Raw genomic sequence first — 20,568 nt, forward strand, 5'->3', positions numbered from 1 at the left:
GCCGCATCTATGCTGTGATCCGACAGATCAGCTGCGGCCTTTCCACGGCACCAGCCAGTTTTCAGCCTTGCGCATCAGGATATCGATGCCATAGCCAATCACACCGATCAGAACGATCCCCATGATCACGATATCAGTCAGCTGGAACTTGGACGCAGCGATGATCATCATCCCGGCGCCTTTCTGGGCTGCCACCAGTTCAGCAGCAACAACCGTACCCCAGCAAACGCCCATAGCCACCCGGGCGCCCGTGAAAATCTCGGGCAGCGAATTGGGCACGATGACATAACGCATGATCTGCCACTTGGAGGCCCCAAGCGAATAGGCTGCATGGATTTTCGAGATATTCACCCCGGAAACCCCTGCACGCGCAGCGATGGTCATGATCCAAAGCGCCGCCAGGAACAGCAGGACGATCTTGCCGGTCTCCCAGATACCAAACCAGATGATGACCAGCGGGATCAGCGCCAGGGGTGGCACCGGACGCATGAATTCGACGATCGGATCGAACCAGCCACGGAACCAGCCGGACAGGCCCATCGCATAGCCCAGCGGTATCCCGACCAGCGCACCGGCGACAAACCCGGCGATCACGCGCAGCAATGACCAGCCCAGATGCTGCCACAGCGAGAAGTTCTGATATCCCTCGCTTGCGATTTCAAAGAACCGCGCGACAACCGTTTCCGGTGCGGGCAGCCAGATCGGGTTCATCTGAAGGCCCTGTTTGGGCGTAAAACTGATCGCGCCCTTGCCGGTTAGCCGAACTTCACCATTACCCGTGTCAATTGTGTCATCCGGGCCTATCGGTGCACCATTGATCGCAATGATCTTGGCACCATCCTTGCGGGTCACCTCATCATTCTTGTCGAACAGAATTGTCGAGGACCGGCCTGCGGGTGCTGCAAAGGCCACATCCTTGGCAAAGCCGCTGCCAGGCTCAACCTCGAAATCTTCCGCCTCTTCGCCGAAGGCCGGAACGCGCACGAACACCGTCGCATCATCGGTGCTGCCGTCGGGATGTTCCAGCGTATAAGTGAACTGCGTCTCGCCAACAAATGGCCCCGGTACGTGGATCGGCATGATCTTCGAGCCGGTGAAAGCCCCCCAGATCAGAAAGATCACCACCACCGAGATGATCGAGGCCGCCCTGTCCGCGCGAACAGCGCTTTCATCCCCGAAGGTTACCGTCTTGAGGCTGGTGAAGTCCTGACGCGCATGCAGGCCACGCCGCAAGGCGTACACGATGAAGAATGCGCCGGCAAAGAGACCGATATAGAAAAGAAGGACAATCATGCGACCTGCTCCGTCCGCCCCATGATCTCTTCTTCCATTTCCCAGATCATCGACAGGATTTCGTCGCGTTTTTCGGCGAAGCCTTCGGATTTCTTGACGTCACGCAGGTCCGCATTCACGCCGCGTTCCGCAAAAGGAAGATTGTATTCCTTGTGGATCCGCCCGGGTCGAGGCGCCATTACGATCAGGCGTTCGCCCAGCAACAGGGCCTCTTCAACCGAGTGGGTGATGAGGATGATGGTCTTGCCCGTCTCTTTCCAGAGCTTCAGCACCAGACCCTGCATCTTTTCGCGTGTCAGCGCATCCAAAGCGCCCAAAGGTTCGTCCATCAGAATGACATCCGGCTCGTTGGCCAGACAGCGGGCCAGCGCAACACGCTGCTGCATACCGCCGGACAGTTCGTAAACCGCCTTTTCCTTGAAGTCCTGCAGACCCACGACTTCCAGCAAGTGGTCCGATATCTTTTCCCGCTGGGCTCTGGGCATGCCTTTCATGCGGGGGCCGAATTCCACATTGTCGCGCACGTTCATCCACTCAAACAGCGCGCCCTTCTGAAAAACCATTCCGCGTTCGGCATCGGGGCCAGTGACAACGTGACCGTTAAGTTCAACGGTGCCCGAGGTCGGTGCAAGAAACCCGGCCAGAATGTTCAGCAAAGTTGTCTTGCCGCACCCCGACGGGCCCAGCACGGACATCAACTCACCCTCTTTGAGGCTAAGCGAAACGTCCTTGAGGGCTTGCACTGACGCACCATTGGGCAGGTCAAAGCGCATCGACACCTTCTTTATGTCCAATCCGGACATCGCATTTCCTTCCTGTTTTTATTATGAGAGGACCGGCCCGATGATCGAGCCGGTCTACCACGCTGTTTTTTCAGCGATTTAGTTGGTTGCAGCGGATTGGGCCGCGGTCAGCGGATCGGCATTCACCGCACCATCATAGGAATCCAGTGCCGCCTCAATGCTGCCTGCGTCAACGAACACGTTGGCCACACCTTTCATGAACTCCTGAGCACCGCCACCCAGCCACTTTTCAGACAGCTGTTCATCAACCGACGGGAAGGTGAAGGTCGCGATTGTGGCCTCGGCATCTGCCGGGTCCATGCCCGCATCCTTGGCGATCACCGGCAACATCTCGTCCTTGGCATCACCGGCATTCCATTTGGCATTTGCATCTGCGGTGACTTTCAGGAACTTGGACAGCAACTCCGGCTGTTCTTCGATAAAGCCGGACGGCGCGCTGGTAACGTCAAAGACCAGAATGCCGATCTCTTCCTTTTCCGCGCCGGTCAACAGGATGTTGCCGTGCTCGGTCATGCGACGCAGCGCACCGCCCCAGCCACAAACCATATCCAGGTTACCCTGCGCAAAGGCCGCCGCACCGTCAGCCGGGGCCATGTCGACGATTTCCAGTGTGCTGGTATCAACTCCGAAATGCGCCATCTGGGACAGGAAGCCATAATGCGCCGCCGTACCGATCGGAACACCGACCTTCTTGCCGGCCAGTTCACTGGCACTGTCCTTATCGATCTCCAGCGCTTCGGCGACAACACAGTTGTCGTTGTCCGAATAGCTGACAGCCACATCCACAATCTGGATATCCTGGCCCGCCGAGGTGGTGACTACGAAAGGTGGCACGCCCTGGCTGACCGCGATTTGCACGTCGCCCGATGCCATGGCAGCAGACATCGCGGTGCCGGTGTCGAACGACACCCAGTTGATCTTGACGCCAAGCTCTTCCTCGTAAGTGCCATTTGCCTTGGCATATTGGAACGGCATCGGCCATTCCAGGAAATATGCGACCGTGATTTCATCCAACGCCGCCGCCTGCGAGGCAGTCAGCGCAGCAATCCCGGCAAAGGCCGTGGTGAGCAGTTTTCTTTTGATCATTTTGACTATTTTCTCCCTGCTGGTCCCGTCTGTCCGACTGCGATGACACGTCGAACTCCGGATCAGTGAGAAAACCTTAATCGGAAGCAGGCGGAATCGAGAAATAAAAATCCTGTTGCGATAAAACCGAAACTCTGTTTCGCTTTCTCCAAATGAGCGAGAGATAAGGAGCGTCTGGATGCCACAGAAATCACTCAGCCTCAGATGGCTGGAGGTGTTCCAGCTGATCTCCAAACTTGGGTCAATTCAGAAAGTCTCGGCAGAGACCGGCCTGTCAATTAGCACCGTATCCAACCATCTGAAAAGTCTGGAAAAAGCACTGGATGTCAGGCTGGTGGATCACGGTCGGAGACCGATGAGCCTGACCCCGGCGGGAACGGTGTTCCAGCGCCATGTACAGGAAGGGTTGATAGCCTTGAAGCGCGGCGAGGCCGAGCTGCGCTCGGGCAGTTGGCAACATGCAACAGATCTAAGACTGGGGCTGTTCGATGATTTGGATATTCGTGTGGTGCCAGAGCTTTTCCGACAACTTTCAGCTTCGCTGCCGCGATGCAACTTTCGTCAGTTCACCCGCCCCAGTCATGAAATCATCGACAAGCTTCAATCACAAAAACTGGATGCCGGGGTAGCGGCACGACCTTCGGATCATGTCGAAGGGTTGATGGAGTTTCCGTTGCTCAGGGACCCGTTCATCCTGATCCTGCCGCATTCGTTTGAAGGCCCGGTTGAAGATTTGCTTGATTCCGAGGCCACGTTGCCGCTGCTGCGATACTCTCGCGATCACAACATTGGCAAGCTGATCGAAAGCCAGCTGACCCGAAGCAAGATCAACCTGCCCAACCGGTTCGAGCTTGAGTGCAATCAGTCCATCATCGGGCTGGTCGCCGAAGGCAGTGGTTGGGCAATCACGACCGCCGCCAGCTATTTTCGCGCGCGTCGGTTCCACAAAGATACGCGCGCGCTGCCGTTTCCCGGCAAAAGCTTTGCGCGAACCGTGTCGCTGTTCACGACCGATGTCTATCCACATACAACCACCCGGCTGCTGCACAACACGCTTCTCAACCTGATCCGACAGCACGTAGCCGAACCGATGACGACCCGTTTTGCGTGGTTGGAAGGTGACTTTCGAACGATCCCCATGCCGGATAGTTGAACTGGGCAATTCATGAGACCAGCTTGGTAGCGCTTAAGCTATGCCCCTGGCACCGTCAGTCATTTGCCGAATTGAGAGCCATCTTGCGCTGCCAGGCACTCGCCGCTTCTGCAAAATGCTCCGTACGCCGCCGGAACGTCGCTTCGAAACAGTGCTCCCGGGCAAAGTCACGCCCTGTTCGGGCCGCATCAATCAGCAGTTGGCGATTGCGATCAAGTTTCGCGATCTGATCTGCCAGCTTTTCCGCTTCTCCCAACGGCGCAAGAAATCCGCTGCCGGAATGCGATACGATGCCCTCGAACGCCTCGTTCGCAAAACCTGCGATCGGCACACCGCAGGACATCACCTCGGTATAAGTGCTCGACGGATCGCCTTGCGGGTGGCAACTGACGAACAAATCCGGCGTGTTCTTCAACAGCGGAACCCAGCCTGAAAGAAAATCAACCGGCGGATGGATCGTCACATGGTCTTCGATGCCATAGCGCCGGATGGCCGCGCGAAGCGGTTGTTCATCTGGGCCAGACCCATGGATGTCGAGCTGAAAATCGACGCCACGTTTCATCAGCGCATGTGCAACGCGAGGAAGATGCAACACACCTTTCATTGGCACAAACCGCCCCCCGAAGATCAGTCGAAGCGGTGCATCTTCGCGCAATCTTGCCGCTTTCTTCTTCAAGTCTTCATCGGTCGCGACATCGGACTGTCTGACGCGATTGTCGAAGAACAGAAACGCATCTTCCCGCACGGGTCTGTAGGCATCATAGATCGGTACGCCATTGCACTGCAGACCCGCCAGCAGGCCGAGCAAGCTCCTGCGTATGCGCTCGGCATTCCGGACCCAATGCTTGCGGCGCAATTTGACCAGCCGATTGATCCGCGTCGCCTCAATGATCTGATATTCGGTGCGCAACGTGTATTCACAGACATGAACCAGCGGTATTCCGGCAGAATGGCACCGGCGCGTCAACTCTGCCTGGCTCGGATCGAGAAATCCGACCACGCAACCTGCGCCACCAATACGTTGGATCAGATTATCAAGTGCTTTCGGTCGCTCTTCGATCCGGGTTTGGTGGCTTAGATCGTTATGCACCTCAACATGATCCATATCGGTCGAAGCAGTCAGAGAAACTTCGGCGAGTGTGGTTACCTGACCGTCCCAATGCTTGGCATATTCAGTCGCGCCATCAAGATATTTCTGCGTCAATACCAACCCGCCACCGTCGCCACGATGCGCCTTCAGCACAGGCAACAGGATGAGTTCGTTTGATGTGTTGCAAGCGTTCAAGAAATTTTTTCCAAGGTCCAATTAGATGGTCTATATCGGCTTAAATGCGTCCCTCGGAAGATTTTACCGCCAAAGACGCAAACGGTAGCCTCGTGAATTCGATAACCTCCTGTCAGGTGTGATAATTCGAAAAGGTGGCAGCAACACCGAATAAACACCTCCGCAACATTACTATAGGCAGTGCGTGACATATCACCACAATTAGTATTCAGATTGATCCCTGCGGCCGACGGATGCAAGCAATCTCCAATTGCACAGGGGCATGATCCCTTCAAAGCCCTTGCTCTAAAAAATCGAAATATATTCGATCAGTTCCAGCCTTGATATGCAGAGCTCGTGTGATCTGCCCCTCACCAGCGTCCGGTAAAGATCGCAAAGAGATTGAGGCGCTTCAATATTAAGCAGGCAATGATCGGACACGCCAGACCGGCCGCGACACCTGCAACTACATTAATAGCAATGTCTTCGATCCCGAACGCATAAAGCGCGCGCCGTGTGGCTGATGTCGCGAAGACGTGCCAGAGGTAGATATAGAACGTATAGGGCGCGATCCGTTTGATCCAGGGCAGATATGCTGAACATAGCAGACACAAGAACACCAGAGGCAACCCAACAAGAAAACCCGCTAGATGGGGCATCAAAAGGACGCTGCCGGTGTCGCGGTAGATCAATGCAGCACCAACAATCGCAAGCAACGACAAACTGCCGACGCCCACAATCGTTAACAATGGATATGCAACTGTCCGGTCGATATAGGCGCTCAACAGAATGCCAAGGGCAAAAAATGGTCCCAGTATCAGAATTCCATTTATCGAAAGGAAAGGAGTTGCAAACAACGAGGGTGTCGCGATCGGTAAAACGACAAGCGAAACAAGGAAATAAGTCGACCCATGGCCAGGTAACCGCATTCCTACGTAAGTCGCAAATACAAGAAGAACCAGCGTTTGAATGAACCAGAAATGTTCGTATGGATTCAAAAAAATCTGTTCTAACCCCGGAGCCGCGGCTCCGGTACTGCGGCCAATCTGACTGATCAACGCGGCAAAAGCGACCATTGTAAGAACGGTCGGGATGACGAGTGTCTTAATGGTTGAAACTGCAAAGTCCTTTGGCCGCATGGATGCCGTATTGAGCAAAGCGAAGGACCACCCGGACACGAATGCAAAGAGCGGCATTTTGAAGTAATTTGCAAAGTCATTGAAGAGGCGAAGAGAATGTTCCTGCGCCAGTTTCAATCCTCCCATCGGGGTGTCCCCGATGACATGGGCCAGCACCACAAGCACCGCGCACGCCGCGCGCGCCGCCATCTGATCAAATCGCAGTTGCCATCGCCCGGAACCTTCATCCGTGCAGAGATCACGCAATGTCGAACTGTGCCAGTCACCCGGGTCGTGATCCAGAATTCGCTCGAGTTCCAGTGTCAACTCGACATAATCAAGCGACGTACCTCCCAAGGTTTCCAGTGTCGATTCCGGCGCGATTTCTGCGCGTGGAAATTGATGCTGGAATGCTGCGATCACCCGGTCCATCTGACTGCGACGTTTGTCAGTGTCTAAAGCGCTTGATACTGCAGGAGCAGCTGTTTTCGTGGCCTCGGCCACCTGACGACGCAGTGCATTGCGACGCACTTTATTGGTCGCTGTACGCGGAATATCTGAGACCCGTTCAACCGTCAGAGCGCCCTTGAACGCTGGATGAACACCTGCAAGAACAGCACCTGCGACCCGCTCCAAATCAATCAGATCAATGTCCGCGGCCCGTTCTACCGCTACGAATACTTTCTCACCACGTAAGGGATCAGTGATGCTGGTGACTGCTACACGTTCAGGGTCAGAAATCTGCGCATGAAGCTTCTGCTCAATCATCTCTGCCGCAACTTTTACTCCGGAAACATTGATAATGTCGTCGGCACGACCCTTGAACCACAGTTGCCCGTCGCGAATTTCACCAATGTCATTGGACCGAAACCAACCCTCCAAGTCCGTCAGTGAATGCTCTTCCTCATCAACCAGGTAATAGGAAGCCACATGTGGGCCTCGTATCTGAATACGTCCATCATCTCCTATTCTGACTTCGGTACTCCCATATGTTTGCCCAACACTGTCGAGCGCATCGTCAGGTGTTTCGGAAATCACCTGAAGCGTGGTGCGTGACGCTTCGGTCATACCATAATGCATCACGATTCTGGCCTTTGGGAACAGTGCGCACAAAGCAGCTTTTTCCGTTGATGCCATGTACTGACTGCCAATCTCGATCCAGCGGAGATTATTACGGCAATCTTGAAAAAGCTCGGGATTGCGCAAAACCAGTCTCAATAATGTGGGCACCGCCGAGAGCGCATTAACCGATCCATCGCGCAAAAATGCCGCAAACTCGACCAGGCTGAATCCATCCTTGGGGATGTAAGCCCTGCCTCCGGCTTTGCAGGCAGCTCGACAGCGGCCAAATCCGAAGGAGTAATACACTGGTACTCCAATGTATTCTCGGATAGTTTCATCTACCCGCATGATTGCATTCAGACGTTCAACCGTATCCATGAGCGAACGGTGCGGAATCGCGACGCCCTTGGGTTTGCCTTCAGTACCCGATGTGAAGGTGATCTGCGCTATTGCCTCCGGCGCATTCTCAGGTAGCGGACGTTGCAACCACCCGCTCGTAGATGACGGTGTGATCACGTCCTGAAGCTTTATTTGCCGGGGCAACTCAATGGAATTACCTGTTAGCGGAACAACGGTATGTCCGGCATCGTAGCATGCGAAAACGGCTTCGATATAGTCGGGGGAGTTTGTCGCGATAACGCCTGTGTAGATAGGCTGACTATGTGCGCCGGTATTACTCATAATCTTAGCTCGTGAAATTCACTTTTTGTCTTTGGAAAATCAGTCGGCTTACCTTCGATGATGCAATGCGAGCTTTCAACAACAAGATACCTGCTGTATCGCTTTGACGGGTAAAAAATGGCACTCACCTCCCTCGCGCCTTCCTGTCGGATCGTACCGTACTGACGGGCACATCGAAAAACACCATATCGCTGACTTTTTTTGTCAACTGATCAGGCTATCAATCAACTCGCGTCTGTTGTGTCAGTGTTTGTCACAGCGGGCAAGATTTGGCCGCAAGTCAGGGACAATGGCGCGATTCAAATGTTACTATCTTGAATTGCGAAATTCCGAGGAGCTATTTGAACCAGGCATGCGCTCGGCCCGTCAAACGATCCCGGCATCCATTCATGCAATGGCTATGGCGCCGAAGTTAATTGGCGGCTTTTTCCGGCATGAGACCCTATCATGAGTATTTTCTCAGCAACCCAAAACCCACCGTTATTTCTAACGGTGGGCTGGTATGCTCATGGGAGCCGGGAAGCTAAGCCCGTGCTCGACGTAGCAGACGTCACATATCAAAGACTTCCACAGTTACGGTTGCTTCAGTCAGTTGCCCGGACGAGTCCGCCACCCAGTAATCGAAGCTATCTGTGCCCTCGAAGCCAATATTCGGCTGATACAGCAAACGACCGTCTTCCTGCATGTAGACATCGCCATTATCAGGGTCGGTAAAACCACTGACATTCAGAATATCATCTTCGGCATCTGAATCATTGGCCAGTACATCAACCAGGATTCCCTGACTCACGCTTGTTGAGAAATTGTCGTCCCGTGCATCCGGAGCCGATCCTCCCAGATCGATCACGCCATTATATCTGGCACCGTTTGCATAGTTGTTGATCATCCAGTTATTCGCCAACTCTTCATGGGTCATTTCCAACGTCACAACATGAGTGATACGGGTCAATTCACCGGTCGCGCGATCGGCAAGGAAATCGTCGATCAGAATGACGTTCCGTCCATCTGGCGTGGAATAATACCCCTCTTCCGAGATGATGTAGATGATATGCTCATAGAAACCGAGCTCCAGCGGGTCCTGCGACAACACTCGGTCGCGGGTTCCGATTGAGTCCGTCTTAATCCCGTCAAAACTGAAGCTTTCACCCACTGCAAGGCTGGTGTCGCCATTGTGGATGAACTCCATCCGGCCTGGCGTGAGGTCTTCTGATGTCAACAACTGATGCTGATTGGGATTGAAACCAAAAAGATCGGTTCTGTTGTTGATGCCCTCATAGTCAATCAGTACGTGTGCGATGTCTTCATCCGGAACGGTCCAATGTGGATCCCATTCCATGTCAACACCAACGTCAAAGCCTTCAACACGCAGACCATTGAACACCATATCAGTGGTGTTGCTGCCCAAAATCACCCCATAGTGATGGACATCGCCAACCCGATCAACCGTGTTGACCAGATCGAAATCTATCAGCGTGTAATGTGATGTGTAACTCAGATTTACACCCGTCGCGGTTTCCCAGTTCAGGAACCCGTCAAACACTGATCTGATCTCATGCGTCTCCTGCCACGGCGCGTCTTTGATAACGATGATACCAGTATTTGTGCCAAAGGCCTCATTATCACGGAAACCCTGGATCGGCGCATAGTTGTTCAGGATCTCGTCTGACCCCCCATACCCGATCTCAGGATGATCCAGGTTTTCGACCAGAGGATTCTCTTTGCTGTTGCGGTGCATCCAGACAAAGCCGTTATTGGTGTTCGCCGCGACGTTCTCGGCCGCTTCCACCAGACGTCCGGCGAAGAAGAAACCATCTCCGGTATGGCCTGTATCTTGGGCGGCAACGCGTGCGCCGTCTTTGACTTCCCAGTCACCCCAATTGGTACCTTCGACGTTGATCGCCATGTTTCTGAGCCAAACGCCGGTTTCATCCCCAGCTTCCGCCACAAATGCGGCGCCGAAAATGTCAAACGCTACGTTATCGGTGAAGTTGGCATTGCTGGAATGCTGTACGGCACCCCATCCCGGTGAACCATCGATAGCGTTGCCAACGGCCATTGCCGGATTCGCCTGATCAGCCGTACCGGTTCTGTGGAAGTGAAGCGGATAGCGCGCCTGAACATTGCTGTCAGGCTCCACAACCGGCAGATCGGCTGCGCTCAGCGCGGCGGGGGTGGATTTGTCTGTCCGACCCAGATCTTCAAACGCAGCGTACCGCACATCGACATCATCATTATGCATGAACATAACATGCCCGCGGTGGTGCGTTTCAGTCGCGTCGCCATCCTCGCTGGAGATCGTAATGTTGCGCGACATGTTTGCGACATAGGCAAACAGGTCCTCGCGCGGCGTATCGTGGTCATACTCCAAAGGAGGCTCAAAGGTGATCTGGTTGCCGTTGATCGCCGTGATCGTTATTTCTTCGTCCTGGCTTTCGATATAGAGTTCGGCAGTGTTTGTGTGACCGGTCTTATGCGTACCGGTTAGGACCAGCTTGTCGCCCACTTGCCAGCCGTCTGGTACCTCAGACAGGCTCAGGGCTGAATCCCCGGCCATCGGCGCCTCGGAGACACGCAGAAATGCGTCTTTCTCCGTACCATGGATTTCGACCTGACCGCGAGAAATCACTCCACGAGACAGCAGCGCCGGGTCCCAGTTGACGTCGATATCGCCATTGTTGGCAATGACAATGTCCACATTCACATCCGCCGCAATCGGGTTCTCGGCAGTCCCGATTTCAAGCCGACCTGATGAATCGACAATCAACGTGTCGACGACCATGCGGCTGTCAATATCGGTTGCGAATGAAAGCTCACCATCAACACGAACCGTAAACAGTGACGCATCACTTTCGCCATTATATTGCACCGCGATGTTTTTTGGGATCAGCACTTTGGCCCCAGCATCCGGTATGCGTCCTTCATGCCAGGTGTTTGGATCAAACCAATCGCCATCAGAAACCGCCACATGTGTTGCCTCGGAGCGATCAACGAGTTCCATCAATTGGTCGCGTTCCATAGCCATGTTCATATCGCCACCATGAGATGGCGCATTCGGTTCGGCCATCACCGCCGCAACGAAAGCATCATATTCTTCCGGGCTGGTCGGTTCCGGGATGGTACCCGGTATATTGGCGCCACCGTGGTCCACTTCGCCACCGCCACCGTGACCGCCATGCCCACCGCTGTCGGTGTTGTCCGTGGTGTCGGTGCCGTCAGTATCATCCTGCCCACCGTTGTCGGTGTCATCCGTGGTATCAGTTCCGCCATCATGCCCGCCGTGGTCCGTACCATCAGTGGTGTCGGTGCCGTCTGTGGTGTCAGTACCATCCTGACTGCCGTTGTCGGTGCCATCGGTGGTATCATCGGTGCCGTCCGTGGTGTCAGTACCATCGTGCCCGCCGTGATCAGTCCCATCAGTGGAGTCAGTACCGTCCGTGGTGTCAGTACCGTCGTGTCCGCCGTGATCAGTCCCATCAGTGGAGTCGGTGCCGTCCGTGGTGTCAGTACCATCGTGACCGCCGTGATCAGTCCCATCCGTCGTATCGGTGCCGTCGGTGGTATCGGTATCATCCTGCCCACTTTGATCGGTATCATCAGTAGTATCGGTACCGTCGTGCCCGGAATGATCCGTATCATCCGCGCCGTTTGCCGGATGCGTCAGACTGTCGCCCGAGATAACTTCGGTCGCCCCGTTTGTATCAGGACCGCTCCATTCCAATCTGAGGACCTGTTCGCCCCAAATCTCGAAATACCGGATTTCGATGTCGTGTTCGCCCGCTTCCAGATCAAGTGTGACCGGGACGGTTACGCCAGCATGGGCGCCGTCATTGTTGATAACCTGCTCACCATTCAGATAAAGCGCAGAGCCATCATCAGACGTCAGATAAATCGTGTAAGTTCCGGCCGCTGCCACATTCAGTGTGCCAAAATAACGCGCCGCGAACTCATCCTGCACACCGCTCTCCCAGAAGGGATCATTGGAGCTTTGGAAGTTCAGTTCTGATACAGAGCCTGTTGCGTCTGGCGTCGCATCAAAATCGATATCCGCGAGGCTCCACGCCGCGGTAGGCAATACGAAATACTGCGCGGCAAGGCCTCGGCTTTGAGATGACTGATCATCTGTGGTGTCGGTACCGTCGTTGCCACCATGATCCGTCCCGTCCGTAGTATCGGTGTCATCCGTGGTGTCACCGCCGTCGTGCCCATCTTGATCCGTATTATCCGTGGTATCGGTTCCGTCCGTCGTGTCAGTACCGTCCTGACCGCCCTGATCCGTATCGTCTGTGGTATCGGTGCCGTCCGTGGCGTCGGTTCCGTCCTGATCGCCTGTAGTATCAGTAACAGGCTCGCCATGGCTCAGGCTGTCGCCCCGAATTATGCGTTTGTCTCCATCGGTATCCGGACCGCTCCAGAACAGCCTGAGCGTCTGTGCACCTGTATATTCGAAATACAAAAGCTCAAGATCATGCGAGCCCTCGGACAAATACACAGTCTGCTGGATTTCTGTGGTCCCGTGACGCCCGTCATTGTCGATGATCTGTTCGCCATCAAGATACAAAGCAGAACCATCATCCGATTTCAGGTAAATCGTGTATTCACCCGCAGTTTCGACGTTTAGCTGGCCCGTTATCTCAGCAGCGAAGCGGCTGCTTGGACCATCGTCCCACCACGCCTCTTTGCCCTTTTTAAAGTTCACCTCGGTCAGGATCTGTTCCGATATCGAATCAGCATCAAAATTGATCTGGTCCAGACTTGTATCCCCACGCTGGATCCGAACAAATCTGGCTTCGAGGCCCTGATTGATCGTCGCTTCAGCCGTGGCTTCAGGCGCAGATTCTGCGCTGGCCAAGACCTCGCCGGCGCCTTCTTCAGACCCTTCAGTCTCCGCCAAAGAGGAATAGTCCACAACACTGGAGTCGATCAGCTGAAGTTCATTGTCAGTATCGGGCCCTGACCACTCCAGCTTCAGCGTTTGTGCACCGCCGTTCTCAAAATAACGGATTTCAATCTCATGCGAACCCGCACTCAGGTCCAGCGTGACAGGGACCAGCTGAGCGTAGTGGTTACCGTCATTGTTAATAACCAACTCACCATCGATATAAAGAGCCGAACCGTCATCCGACGTCAGATGGATTGTGTAAAGACCACTCTCAATCACATTAAGGTTGCCGGTATATCGCGCGGCAAAGGAATCCTCAGGGCCACCTTCCCAAAAGGCGTCTTCAGACCATTCGGTGTTCAGCTCTGTCGAGATCTCGACCGCATCAGGTGTTCTTTCGAAGTCGATTTCACTCAAGCTGGAAACCCACTCCGGCAAAACGTAGTATTCTGTTACGAAACCCATACCTTGGTTCGGGATCCCGAAGTTCCGAAGATCAATACTGCTCATGACGTTATCCTTGGTGCAGGTAACTAAAGCCAGATTTGGCTCCAATTGATGTGGTGGCGATTTACGGGGTACGGAGACACAAAGGCGAAAGTGCGGCGGGACTCTGGCAAATGAACATATCCACGGCGGAATTGTGTCCATTCTGAGTACTCTTTTGATAAGAAATAGCTAATGACTGCGGAATCGCAGTCATTGTTTTAGAGGCTGGTGCCCAGCTGCAAGCCATCTCTCACACATAGTCCTATTGTGCCCAGCGGTCTGTAACCCCCGAGAATCATGGTCGTTTAAACGCAACGAAGTACTAGTTCACCATCCCTGAACAATGGCATACTCAGGGGGCAAATTGCCCACAACCCAGAAATACTGAAAGCTATTCACGCAAGCGGGACATTGCCGAGAGCGCCCAATTTTCCGCCGAGATTATGCTCAAAATGACCGATTTTCTGCGCGCACAGGCCAATTGACACCCAATGTCGCCCAATTTTCATTAATTTTTTCATAGATTCTTCATGAAAATTGGCGGCAATACATTGTTCATCACGGGAAATCTGTCTCGGCTTTTCAATTGCTGGTTATTTTAGCGCCCACTGCGTGGCAATTTGGAATCGCTTTGCAAAAACCGCCGGAACAATAAACGCATCTTTGGCCGACCCGGCAAAAGCCAGCAACTAACAATAGACAACAACTCATTGCTGAGCCATCAAAGGTCATTGGTTCAATAAGAGTGGAATAGTGTTTGTGAATTCCGAAACTGACATTGCGACGCAACAAACAGCGCAGGGCCCGGAGTTTCTGTCGCTGATCAGTCAGCCCACAAGAACCGGGCTATTCGAAAGTATCGTCAGTTGCTGGGATCGGAGGCAGGGCTTTACGCTGGCCACATTGAATCTAGATCACATCGTGAAGATGCGTCAGATGCCCGAATTTCGATCAGCCTATGTTGCGCACAGTCACATCGTCGCTGATGGCAATCCCATTGTGTGGCTGTCACGTCTGGCAGGGCGACCCATCGAACTGATGCCCGGTTCGGATCTGATCGCCCCGCTTGCGCGGCTGGCAACCGAACATGACATACCCGTCGCGCTGCTCGGCGCGACCCAGGACACGTTGGATCGTGCAGCGGAGCAATTGGAAAAGGACAATCCCGGGCTACACGTGGTGACAAAGATCGCGCCTCCTTTTGGGCTTGACCCCAACGGACCCGAAGTTGCCACTTACCTTGAAACCATCCATGCAGAAGGTGCGCGCCTGTGTTTTCTGGCCCTTGGCGCACCAAAGCAGGAAATGCTTGCGGCACGTGGTGCGCTGCTCGCCCCGACCTGTGGTTTTGTCTCGATTGGGGCTGGGCTTGATTTCATTGCAGGCAGCCAGACGCGGGCCCCGTCCTGGGTTCGCAAACTGGCCCTGGAATGGGTCTGGCGCATGGTCAGCAATCCGGGCCGTCTGGCGGCACGCTATGGACGGTGCATAGCCATATTGCCAAAACTAATTGCACAGGCCCTGCGGGCGCGCTTGGCGCGGTGAATATCGCGCCAAATGACATGTTGCCTTGCGCAGGCCGGGCCTGCACCGGAATCTGCAGGCAAATTCGTCAGTAGCCGTATTTGTCCAGTTTCTCGAGATAGCGGCATTTATTCAACACCACACCCAAGAGGTTGCAACGCGCCGAAATCTCTTCCTTGCACTTCTCCAGCTCGTCCGCTGTGGTACCCTCAGAGGCGGCTACCAGAAGCACGCAGTCAATCTGATCGAGAAAAGCATATGTATCGTCGCAAGCCAGCATGGGTGGCGTGTCGAACAGCATAATGTCGGGTTGATACCGCTCTTCCATCCGGTCAATGACATGAGCCGCATCTTTGTCCTGGAGTAGCTCGGCAGAGTCCGGGACCGGGTGGCTGTTCAACGCAAAAGCCAGCTTTTCCTGATAACAGATCATATGATCTTCGGGCTGGCTTTCTTCTTCCAACGCGTTAGCAAAGTGATATTCACCCGCCTGCAACAACTTGTGGATTGATGGGCGACGCAAGTCGAGATCAATCAGCATCGACCGCGCATTCCGTTGTCGCGCAATACTAAAGGCCAGATTCAGGCACAGCGTTGTCTTGCCGCAGGCAGAACCGGGCGAAGTAATCGCGACCCGGCGCCAGTTATTGCTTTGCATCTGATGCATCATACGCGTACGCAAAACATCAAAGGGTGCAGAGTCTGTGGTTGCCTCGTGACCATATATTCGCGCGCGCTTCAACTGCTTCGGCTTCAACTCGTATTTCGGCAGGTCTGCCCACAGCTTTTCCTTGAACAAAGCAGAGGGCATCTCGGGCTTTAAAGCCTCCACCGGGACAGGCGCAGGCGTCTGCGCCTTCTCATCTGAATCCGAGACCCGTCGCGCTTCTCGGGCTTTCTGAATGGCGGTTTGAATACGTTCCATAACCTTCGCGTCCCGTTATCCCAGATTCAACCGATCGAGCAAATCTGTCGCGCCAAGCTTTTCAGCAACTTTTTCGAGAACAAGATCAAGTGGCAAGTAGTATAGGTGAATGAAGTACATAGCCGCAACTACCCCCGCGATCGGAAGACACAGCCCAGCAACAATCTTGCCGCGTCGGATAGCTATTTCGTGTCTCGTCCACATATAGGGCACCGTTCCAAATACAGGCACCCCGAGACGCGCGGATATATCTACCGGTCTGCGCACCGTCGAATTGAGGACCTCAAGCAATACAAACAGCCCACCAGCCAGCGCCAAACCGGCGGCCATGCCAGCAGCCGCAACCTTTTTTCGGCTGGGTTCGGCCGGGAACGTCGGCACCACCGCGTGCTCGGTCACTGTGATGCGCTGCCCACGGGACTGCGCCTCGATCTGATCACCGGTACGCGCCTCGGCAAGGCTGGCCGTCGCCTGCGTGTATTGCAGTCGCAGATTATCATAATCCCGCTCAAGCGTGCCCAGGGCAATCGCATTGGTCGGCGTTGCTTCAATGGATCGGGCCAGAGCTTCCAACTCGGCATTGATGTCGGTCTTCTGCGCCTCGATGAAATCGATCTGACCATCGATATCAGAGACCTGGAGTTCGAAGGCCGTGAAATTGGGCGCTGTTTCCGTGCCGAGACCAAGTTGGATATTCGCCGCCTCCAAAGCTGCAATCTGACCGTCCAGAGATCGAATGCGCGGATGATCCGGAGAATAGATGACCAAAGCCGAGGCACGTTCATCCTGCAACTGCCGCAGGCGACGCTGTTCCGGTGTCAGGCTCTCTCCGGCCAGATCCGAGCGCCCGGTCCGTTCGTAAATTTCTACAAGCCGGGAGCGGCGGTCGCGCAGGCCCGACAATTCGCGATCCAATTGCAATATCCGTTCCTGCAATGATGACTGCCGTTCGCGGCTATAGGTGAGACTGTCGGGCAAAGCGTCTTTATGCGCTTCCTTGAATTCAAGGATCTTGCTGCCCTGCTCTGCCAACTCACCATCCAGACGGGCGACTTCCTGCACAAAGAAGTCAAGAGTCTGCGCTGCAACACCTGTGCGCATCGCCACATTTTCCTGCAGAAACTGCGTAACCAGTTCATTGGTGACCTGAGCCGATACTTCTGCATCCGATGCCGCAAATGACACCGTTACCAATGCAGCCTGATTTCGGGTATCGAAGGGTAACTGAAGCTCAATCCGCTCTTCCATGTCCCATACGATTTCGTCTGACGTCATATCTGGCTGATCGGAATGAACCGCAAAGCGGCTCGACAAATCTAACAGATTGGCCCGCGCCATCACCCGTTGCTGGATGACCTGAAGGATCTCAATGACACTGGCCTGTACGGTTGTCGAAGCCAGATCACCGGGGATCTGTGCAGATTCTACAACCAACCGGGACTGAGCTTTGTAAACCGGTGGCAGAGTGAACGCTGTATAGATGCCACCAAGCGTGCAGAACACAACAATCGGGACAATGAAATAGAGCCTGCGCCAAACCAAAGATAGGTAGAACCGAATATCGTTCATCATGATGTCAGACCGTCATTATCTGAATTCAAACTGGCGGCGAAAAAAGCGCCATCGCTCAGGACCATTTCCACCGTATGCCGCACCACGCGTTTGCGACCGCGGGTAAAGGCATAGACCATAGACAGATCGCAAAGCTGATTGACCAGACGCGGTACACCCTTTGTCGACTCGTAGATCAGATCCGTCGCGGCCGGGCTGAAAAAGTTGCGCTCGGCCCCGGCCACTTCCAGCCTGTGCGCCACGTATTTGCGCACTGTTTTCCGGTCCATCGCTTTCAAATGGAAACTCGACGCCACGCGTTGTGCAAACTGGCGCATCTCTGGCTGTCGGATGATTTCCTGAAGCTCGGGCTGTCCAACCAGAACCAATTGCAGCAATTCGTCCTTGTTCGAATTGATGTTGGTGAACATCCGGAGCTCTTCCAGAGATTCCGAGGTCAGATTTTGCGCCTCGTCAAAAATCAGGATCACCCGGTGCCCCTTGGCATATTCCTCGATCAGATGAGCCTGGAACTTGGCAAAGAGATCAACATAGGTGTCATCTGCAGGCGCAGGCTGATCCAGCGCCATCAAAACCCAGCGCAACAACTCACCACGATCACCATGGGCGTTCGAGATCAGGCCGATCTTCACATCGCTTCCGACGCTTTTCAGAAGATGGTGCAGCAGCGTTGTCTTGCCGGCCCCCACATCACCGGTAATCAGGGTGATCGGCGCGCGTGTCAGGATGCCATATTCCAGCATCGTGTAGGCCTGCAGATGGGCCTGTGACCAGAAAATGAAATCCGGATCGGGCAGCAAGGAAAAAGGCCGCTCGGTCAACCCGAAATGAGCGGTATAAATATCAAGCGAACTTGAGGTGTCGCTTGGTGTATGGGTGGGACGAATATTCAAATCCTCGTACTCATTTACTTGCACCGACATGTCTGAACCCTCGGGTATCCCCAGCATGGTTCGGGAATTCAGGCCTGTTAGCGCTGCACTCTAAACTACTACTACACTTTATTTACACCCTGTCGTAGCAAACGCATGTGATTTAGGCCACAACTTAAGCGGTTTTACGAGCAACGCTTACAAGATCTGCCATCCTAAGGAGATTGGGTTGCAGATCACCAACCCGAATCCCCCGGCCAGCGTCTCAAAATTCCGTCACCTCACATCATAGCACAACGCGGGTTTGAGCAAAGCGAACGTTATCTCAATTATTGCAGGGTTTTGGTGTGAAAAATACTCTGATCGGGCCCCGGACGAAGCGAGGCCTTCACTTGATAAAGACGGGCTCTCTGTCACCCTCAGCAGGAAGTATCGCCTGAGATGATAGCCGGTTTGAAGCCTGCATTGCGGGCAGAGCCGCTGAAAAATATTCAAAATCAATTATGACTGATCAATGAGAAACGGAAACAATAATGCCCGCAACCCGCGATTGTGAAGAGATAGTGCTGTTAATGAGTCGGGGCGCATTCAGTGTGAACGCCGCCAAGGCCAAAATTCTTACTTAGCCAGCCTGGCCGAAACCCTAATAAAACACCGATTGGACGGGTTTGTTGCCCTGTTCTTTCTCTTTGACAGAACCGGAACCGGGGCTTACTCCACTTGTGACGATGCCCGATTGTTTCGGCATCATCGTCAGCGGGACCCAAAAGACAGCCGACAGGCTGGTCCGAGATTACCGGGTCCTGATGTATTATGTGTCACCGCGGTTCGCCCGCAGTGTAAGTTATGAGTATGAAGCCGATTGGAGACCAACTGGCCATGGCGTTACAATCTGATATCGGCATTCTGGGGCATTCGGGCTTTGTCGGATCAACCCTCGCGCGGGCACTGCCGGACGCGCGTGGTTTCAACTCTCGCACCGTGCAGAACGCCGAAGATCAGCGCTTTGATACGCTTTATTGCGCTGCGGCGCCCGGCTCGATGTTTGAGGCCAACAGATATCCGGACCGCGACGCGCAACGCATCGACGCCCTGATCGCGTCGCTTTCACGGATGCGGGCCCGCAGATTCGTACTGATCTCGACGATTGCAGTGCTGGACCGCTTCGATGGCGGCTATTCCGAGGCCAATGCGAAATATCAGGAAAGCGTTGCCTATGGCGTTAATCGCAGAAGGCTGGAACAAGCCTGCCAGGCCCATTTCCAACAATGCCTGATCGCCCGCTTGCCTGCCCTGTTCGGGCCCGGTCTGATGAAGAACTTTATCTTCGACCTGATGAATCCCTTACCAACCATGTTGAACCCGGCCGCTTATGAAAAGCTGGAAACCCAGCTTCCAGCCTCGCTGGTGTCACCGCTCAGCGCCATCTATTCCACTGATGATACGCTTGGCATGTACGTGATCGACCGCGCAGCATTGGCGGAACTGCCAGATCGTGCAGCGCTGACGGTGGAAGCGGATAAACTCGGCATCAACGCCGTCATGTTCCACAATCGCCAAACCACTTATCAGTTCTATGAAATGGCGCGGCTGAAAACAGATATCGATCGTGCGCTGGATGCCGGTCTGGACGTTCTGCACCTTGCGCCAGAGCCGCTTATGGCGTCCGAAGTGCACCGTGCCCTCGTCGGACGGGACATGCCCGAAACTGCCGGGAAGCTTCACCAGGAAGACATGCGCACTCAACACGCCGGGCTTTTCGGCCAAAACGGCTCATACAATCGCTCCGGCGACGACGTATTGGCGGCACTGACCAGCTTCTTCTCAGCCTCGATGGAAGGTTGAGC

At 54.3% G+C, this 20,568-nt stretch carries 12 protein-coding genes; 3 read left to right on the forward strand and 9 right to left on the reverse strand.

Going from position 1 to position 20,568, the window contains the following annotated elements:
• Positions 1-27: 27 nt before the first annotated feature.
• The 3 genes from ACR0K9_RS10460 to ACR0K9_RS10470 form a co-directional block, all read right to left on the reverse strand.
• Complete coding sequence (locus ACR0K9_RS10460) at positions 28-1,293, reverse strand: ABC transporter permease (RefSeq protein WP_480531349.1); 1,266 nt, start codon at positions 1,291-1,293, stop codon at positions 28-30.
• Positions 1,290-2,096, reverse strand: a complete 807-nt coding sequence (locus tag ACR0K9_RS10465) for a taurine ABC transporter ATP-binding protein (protein WP_480531351.1) — start codon at positions 2,094-2,096, stop codon at positions 1,290-1,292. The genes ACR0K9_RS10460 and ACR0K9_RS10465 overlap by 4 nt, the downstream gene beginning before the upstream one ends.
• Positions 2,097-2,174: 78 nt before the next feature.
• Positions 2,175-3,182, reverse strand: coding sequence for a taurine ABC transporter substrate-binding protein (locus ACR0K9_RS10470; RefSeq protein ID WP_480531353.1), 1,008 nt, complete (start codon positions 3,180-3,182; stop codon positions 2,175-2,177).
• A gap of 178 nt (positions 3,183-3,360) precedes the next feature.
• On the opposite strand from ACR0K9_RS10470, the gene ACR0K9_RS10475 reads away from it, so the two are divergent.
• The gene (locus tag ACR0K9_RS10475) at positions 3,361-4,335 is read left to right on the forward strand and encodes a LysR family transcriptional regulator (protein ID WP_480531355.1); all 975 of its coding nucleotides are present in this window, start codon (positions 3,361-3,363) and stop codon (positions 4,333-4,335) included.
• A 55-nt stretch (positions 4,336-4,390) separates the two neighbouring features.
• On the opposite strand, the gene ACR0K9_RS10480 is transcribed toward ACR0K9_RS10475, so the two are convergent.
• The 3 genes from ACR0K9_RS10480 to ACR0K9_RS10490 all read right to left on the reverse strand — a co-directional run bounded on the left by ACR0K9_RS10480 (position 4,391) and on the right by ACR0K9_RS10490 (position 13,849).
• Positions 4,391-5,245, reverse strand: a complete 855-nt coding sequence (locus tag ACR0K9_RS10480) for a glycosyltransferase (protein ID WP_480822930.1) — start codon at positions 5,243-5,245, stop codon at positions 4,391-4,393.
• 725 nt (positions 5,246-5,970) lie between these two features.
• Positions 5,971-8,460: an AMP-binding protein gene (locus ACR0K9_RS10485; protein ID WP_480822932.1), complete on the reverse strand. Its 2,490-nt coding sequence runs from the start codon at positions 8,458-8,460 to the stop codon at positions 5,971-5,973.
• A 550-nt stretch (positions 8,461-9,010) separates the two neighbouring features.
• A complete protein-coding gene (locus ACR0K9_RS10490; protein ID WP_480822934.1) occupies positions 9,011-13,849 on the reverse strand; it encodes a PA14 domain-containing protein in 4,839 nt (1,612 codons plus the stop codon).
• A gap of 732 nt (positions 13,850-14,581) precedes the next feature.
• Between ACR0K9_RS10490 and ACR0K9_RS10495 the strand changes: the two genes are divergently transcribed.
• Positions 14,582-15,373, forward strand: coding sequence for a WecB/TagA/CpsF family glycosyltransferase (locus ACR0K9_RS10495; protein ID WP_480822936.1), 792 nt, complete (start codon positions 14,582-14,584; stop codon positions 15,371-15,373).
• A 67-nt stretch (positions 15,374-15,440) separates the two neighbouring features.
• On the opposite strand, the gene ACR0K9_RS10500 is transcribed toward ACR0K9_RS10495, so the two are convergent.
• The 3 genes from ACR0K9_RS10500 to ACR0K9_RS10510 all read right to left on the reverse strand — a co-directional run bounded on the left by ACR0K9_RS10500 (position 15,441) and on the right by ACR0K9_RS10510 (position 18,772).
• On the reverse strand, positions 15,441-16,151 hold the full coding sequence (locus ACR0K9_RS10500; protein WP_480822938.1) for a CpsD/CapB family tyrosine-protein kinase: 711 nt from the start codon (positions 16,149-16,151) through the stop codon (positions 15,441-15,443).
• Positions 16,152-16,292: 141 nt separating this feature from the next.
• Positions 16,293-17,849, reverse strand: coding sequence for a GumC family protein (locus ACR0K9_RS10505; RefSeq protein WP_480822940.1), 1,557 nt, complete (start codon positions 17,847-17,849; stop codon positions 16,293-16,295).
• A complete protein-coding gene (locus ACR0K9_RS10510; RefSeq protein ID WP_480531369.1) occupies positions 17,846-18,772 on the reverse strand; it encodes an ExeA family protein in 927 nt (308 codons plus the stop codon). Before ACR0K9_RS10510 ends, ACR0K9_RS10505 begins: the two co-directional genes overlap by 4 nt.
• 828 nt (positions 18,773-19,600) lie before the next feature.
• On the opposite strand from ACR0K9_RS10510, the gene ACR0K9_RS10515 reads away from it, so the two are divergent.
• The gene (locus ACR0K9_RS10515; RefSeq protein ID WP_480822942.1) at positions 19,601-20,566 is read left to right on the forward strand and encodes an NAD-dependent epimerase/dehydratase family protein; all 966 of its coding nucleotides are present in this window, start codon (positions 19,601-19,603) and stop codon (positions 20,564-20,566) included.
• The last annotated feature ends 2 nt before the right edge of the window (positions 20,567-20,568 follow it).

The sequence above is a fragment of the Ruegeria sp. L12 genome (assembly GCF_056531745.1).

What these genes read in the sequence shown, in the direction of transcription:
- ACR0K9_RS10505 (WP_480822940.1), bottom strand. Translation starts at nt 17,849, where the DNA reads ATGATGAACGATATTCGGTTCTACCTATCTTTGGTTTGGCGCAGGCTC.
- ACR0K9_RS10510 (WP_480531369.1), bottom strand. Translation starts at nt 18,772, where the DNA reads ATGTCGGTGCAAGTAAATGAGTACGAGGATTTGAATATTCGTCCCACC.
- ACR0K9_RS10490 (WP_480822934.1), bottom strand. Translation starts at nt 13,849, where the DNA reads ATGAGCAGTATTGATCTTCGGAACTTCGGGATCCCGAACCAAGGTATG.
- ACR0K9_RS10515 (WP_480822942.1), top strand. Translation starts at nt 19,601, where the DNA reads ATGGCGTTACAATCTGATATCGGCATTCTGGGGCATTCGGGCTTTGTC.
- ACR0K9_RS10485 (WP_480822932.1), bottom strand. Translation starts at nt 8,460, where the DNA reads ATGAGTAATACCGGCGCACATAGTCAGCCTATCTACACAGGCGTTATC.
- ACR0K9_RS10465 (WP_480531351.1), bottom strand. Translation starts at nt 2,096, where the DNA reads ATGTCCGGATTGGACATAAAGAAGGTGTCGATGCGCTTTGACCTGCCC.
- ACR0K9_RS10460 (WP_480531349.1), bottom strand. Translation starts at nt 1,293, where the DNA reads ATGATTGTCCTTCTTTTCTATATCGGTCTCTTTGCCGGCGCATTCTTC.
- ACR0K9_RS10470 (WP_480531353.1), bottom strand. Translation starts at nt 3,182, where the DNA reads ATGATCAAAAGAAAACTGCTCACCACGGCCTTTGCCGGGATTGCTGCG.
- ACR0K9_RS10475 (WP_480531355.1), top strand. Translation starts at nt 3,361, where the DNA reads ATGCCACAGAAATCACTCAGCCTCAGATGGCTGGAGGTGTTCCAGCTG.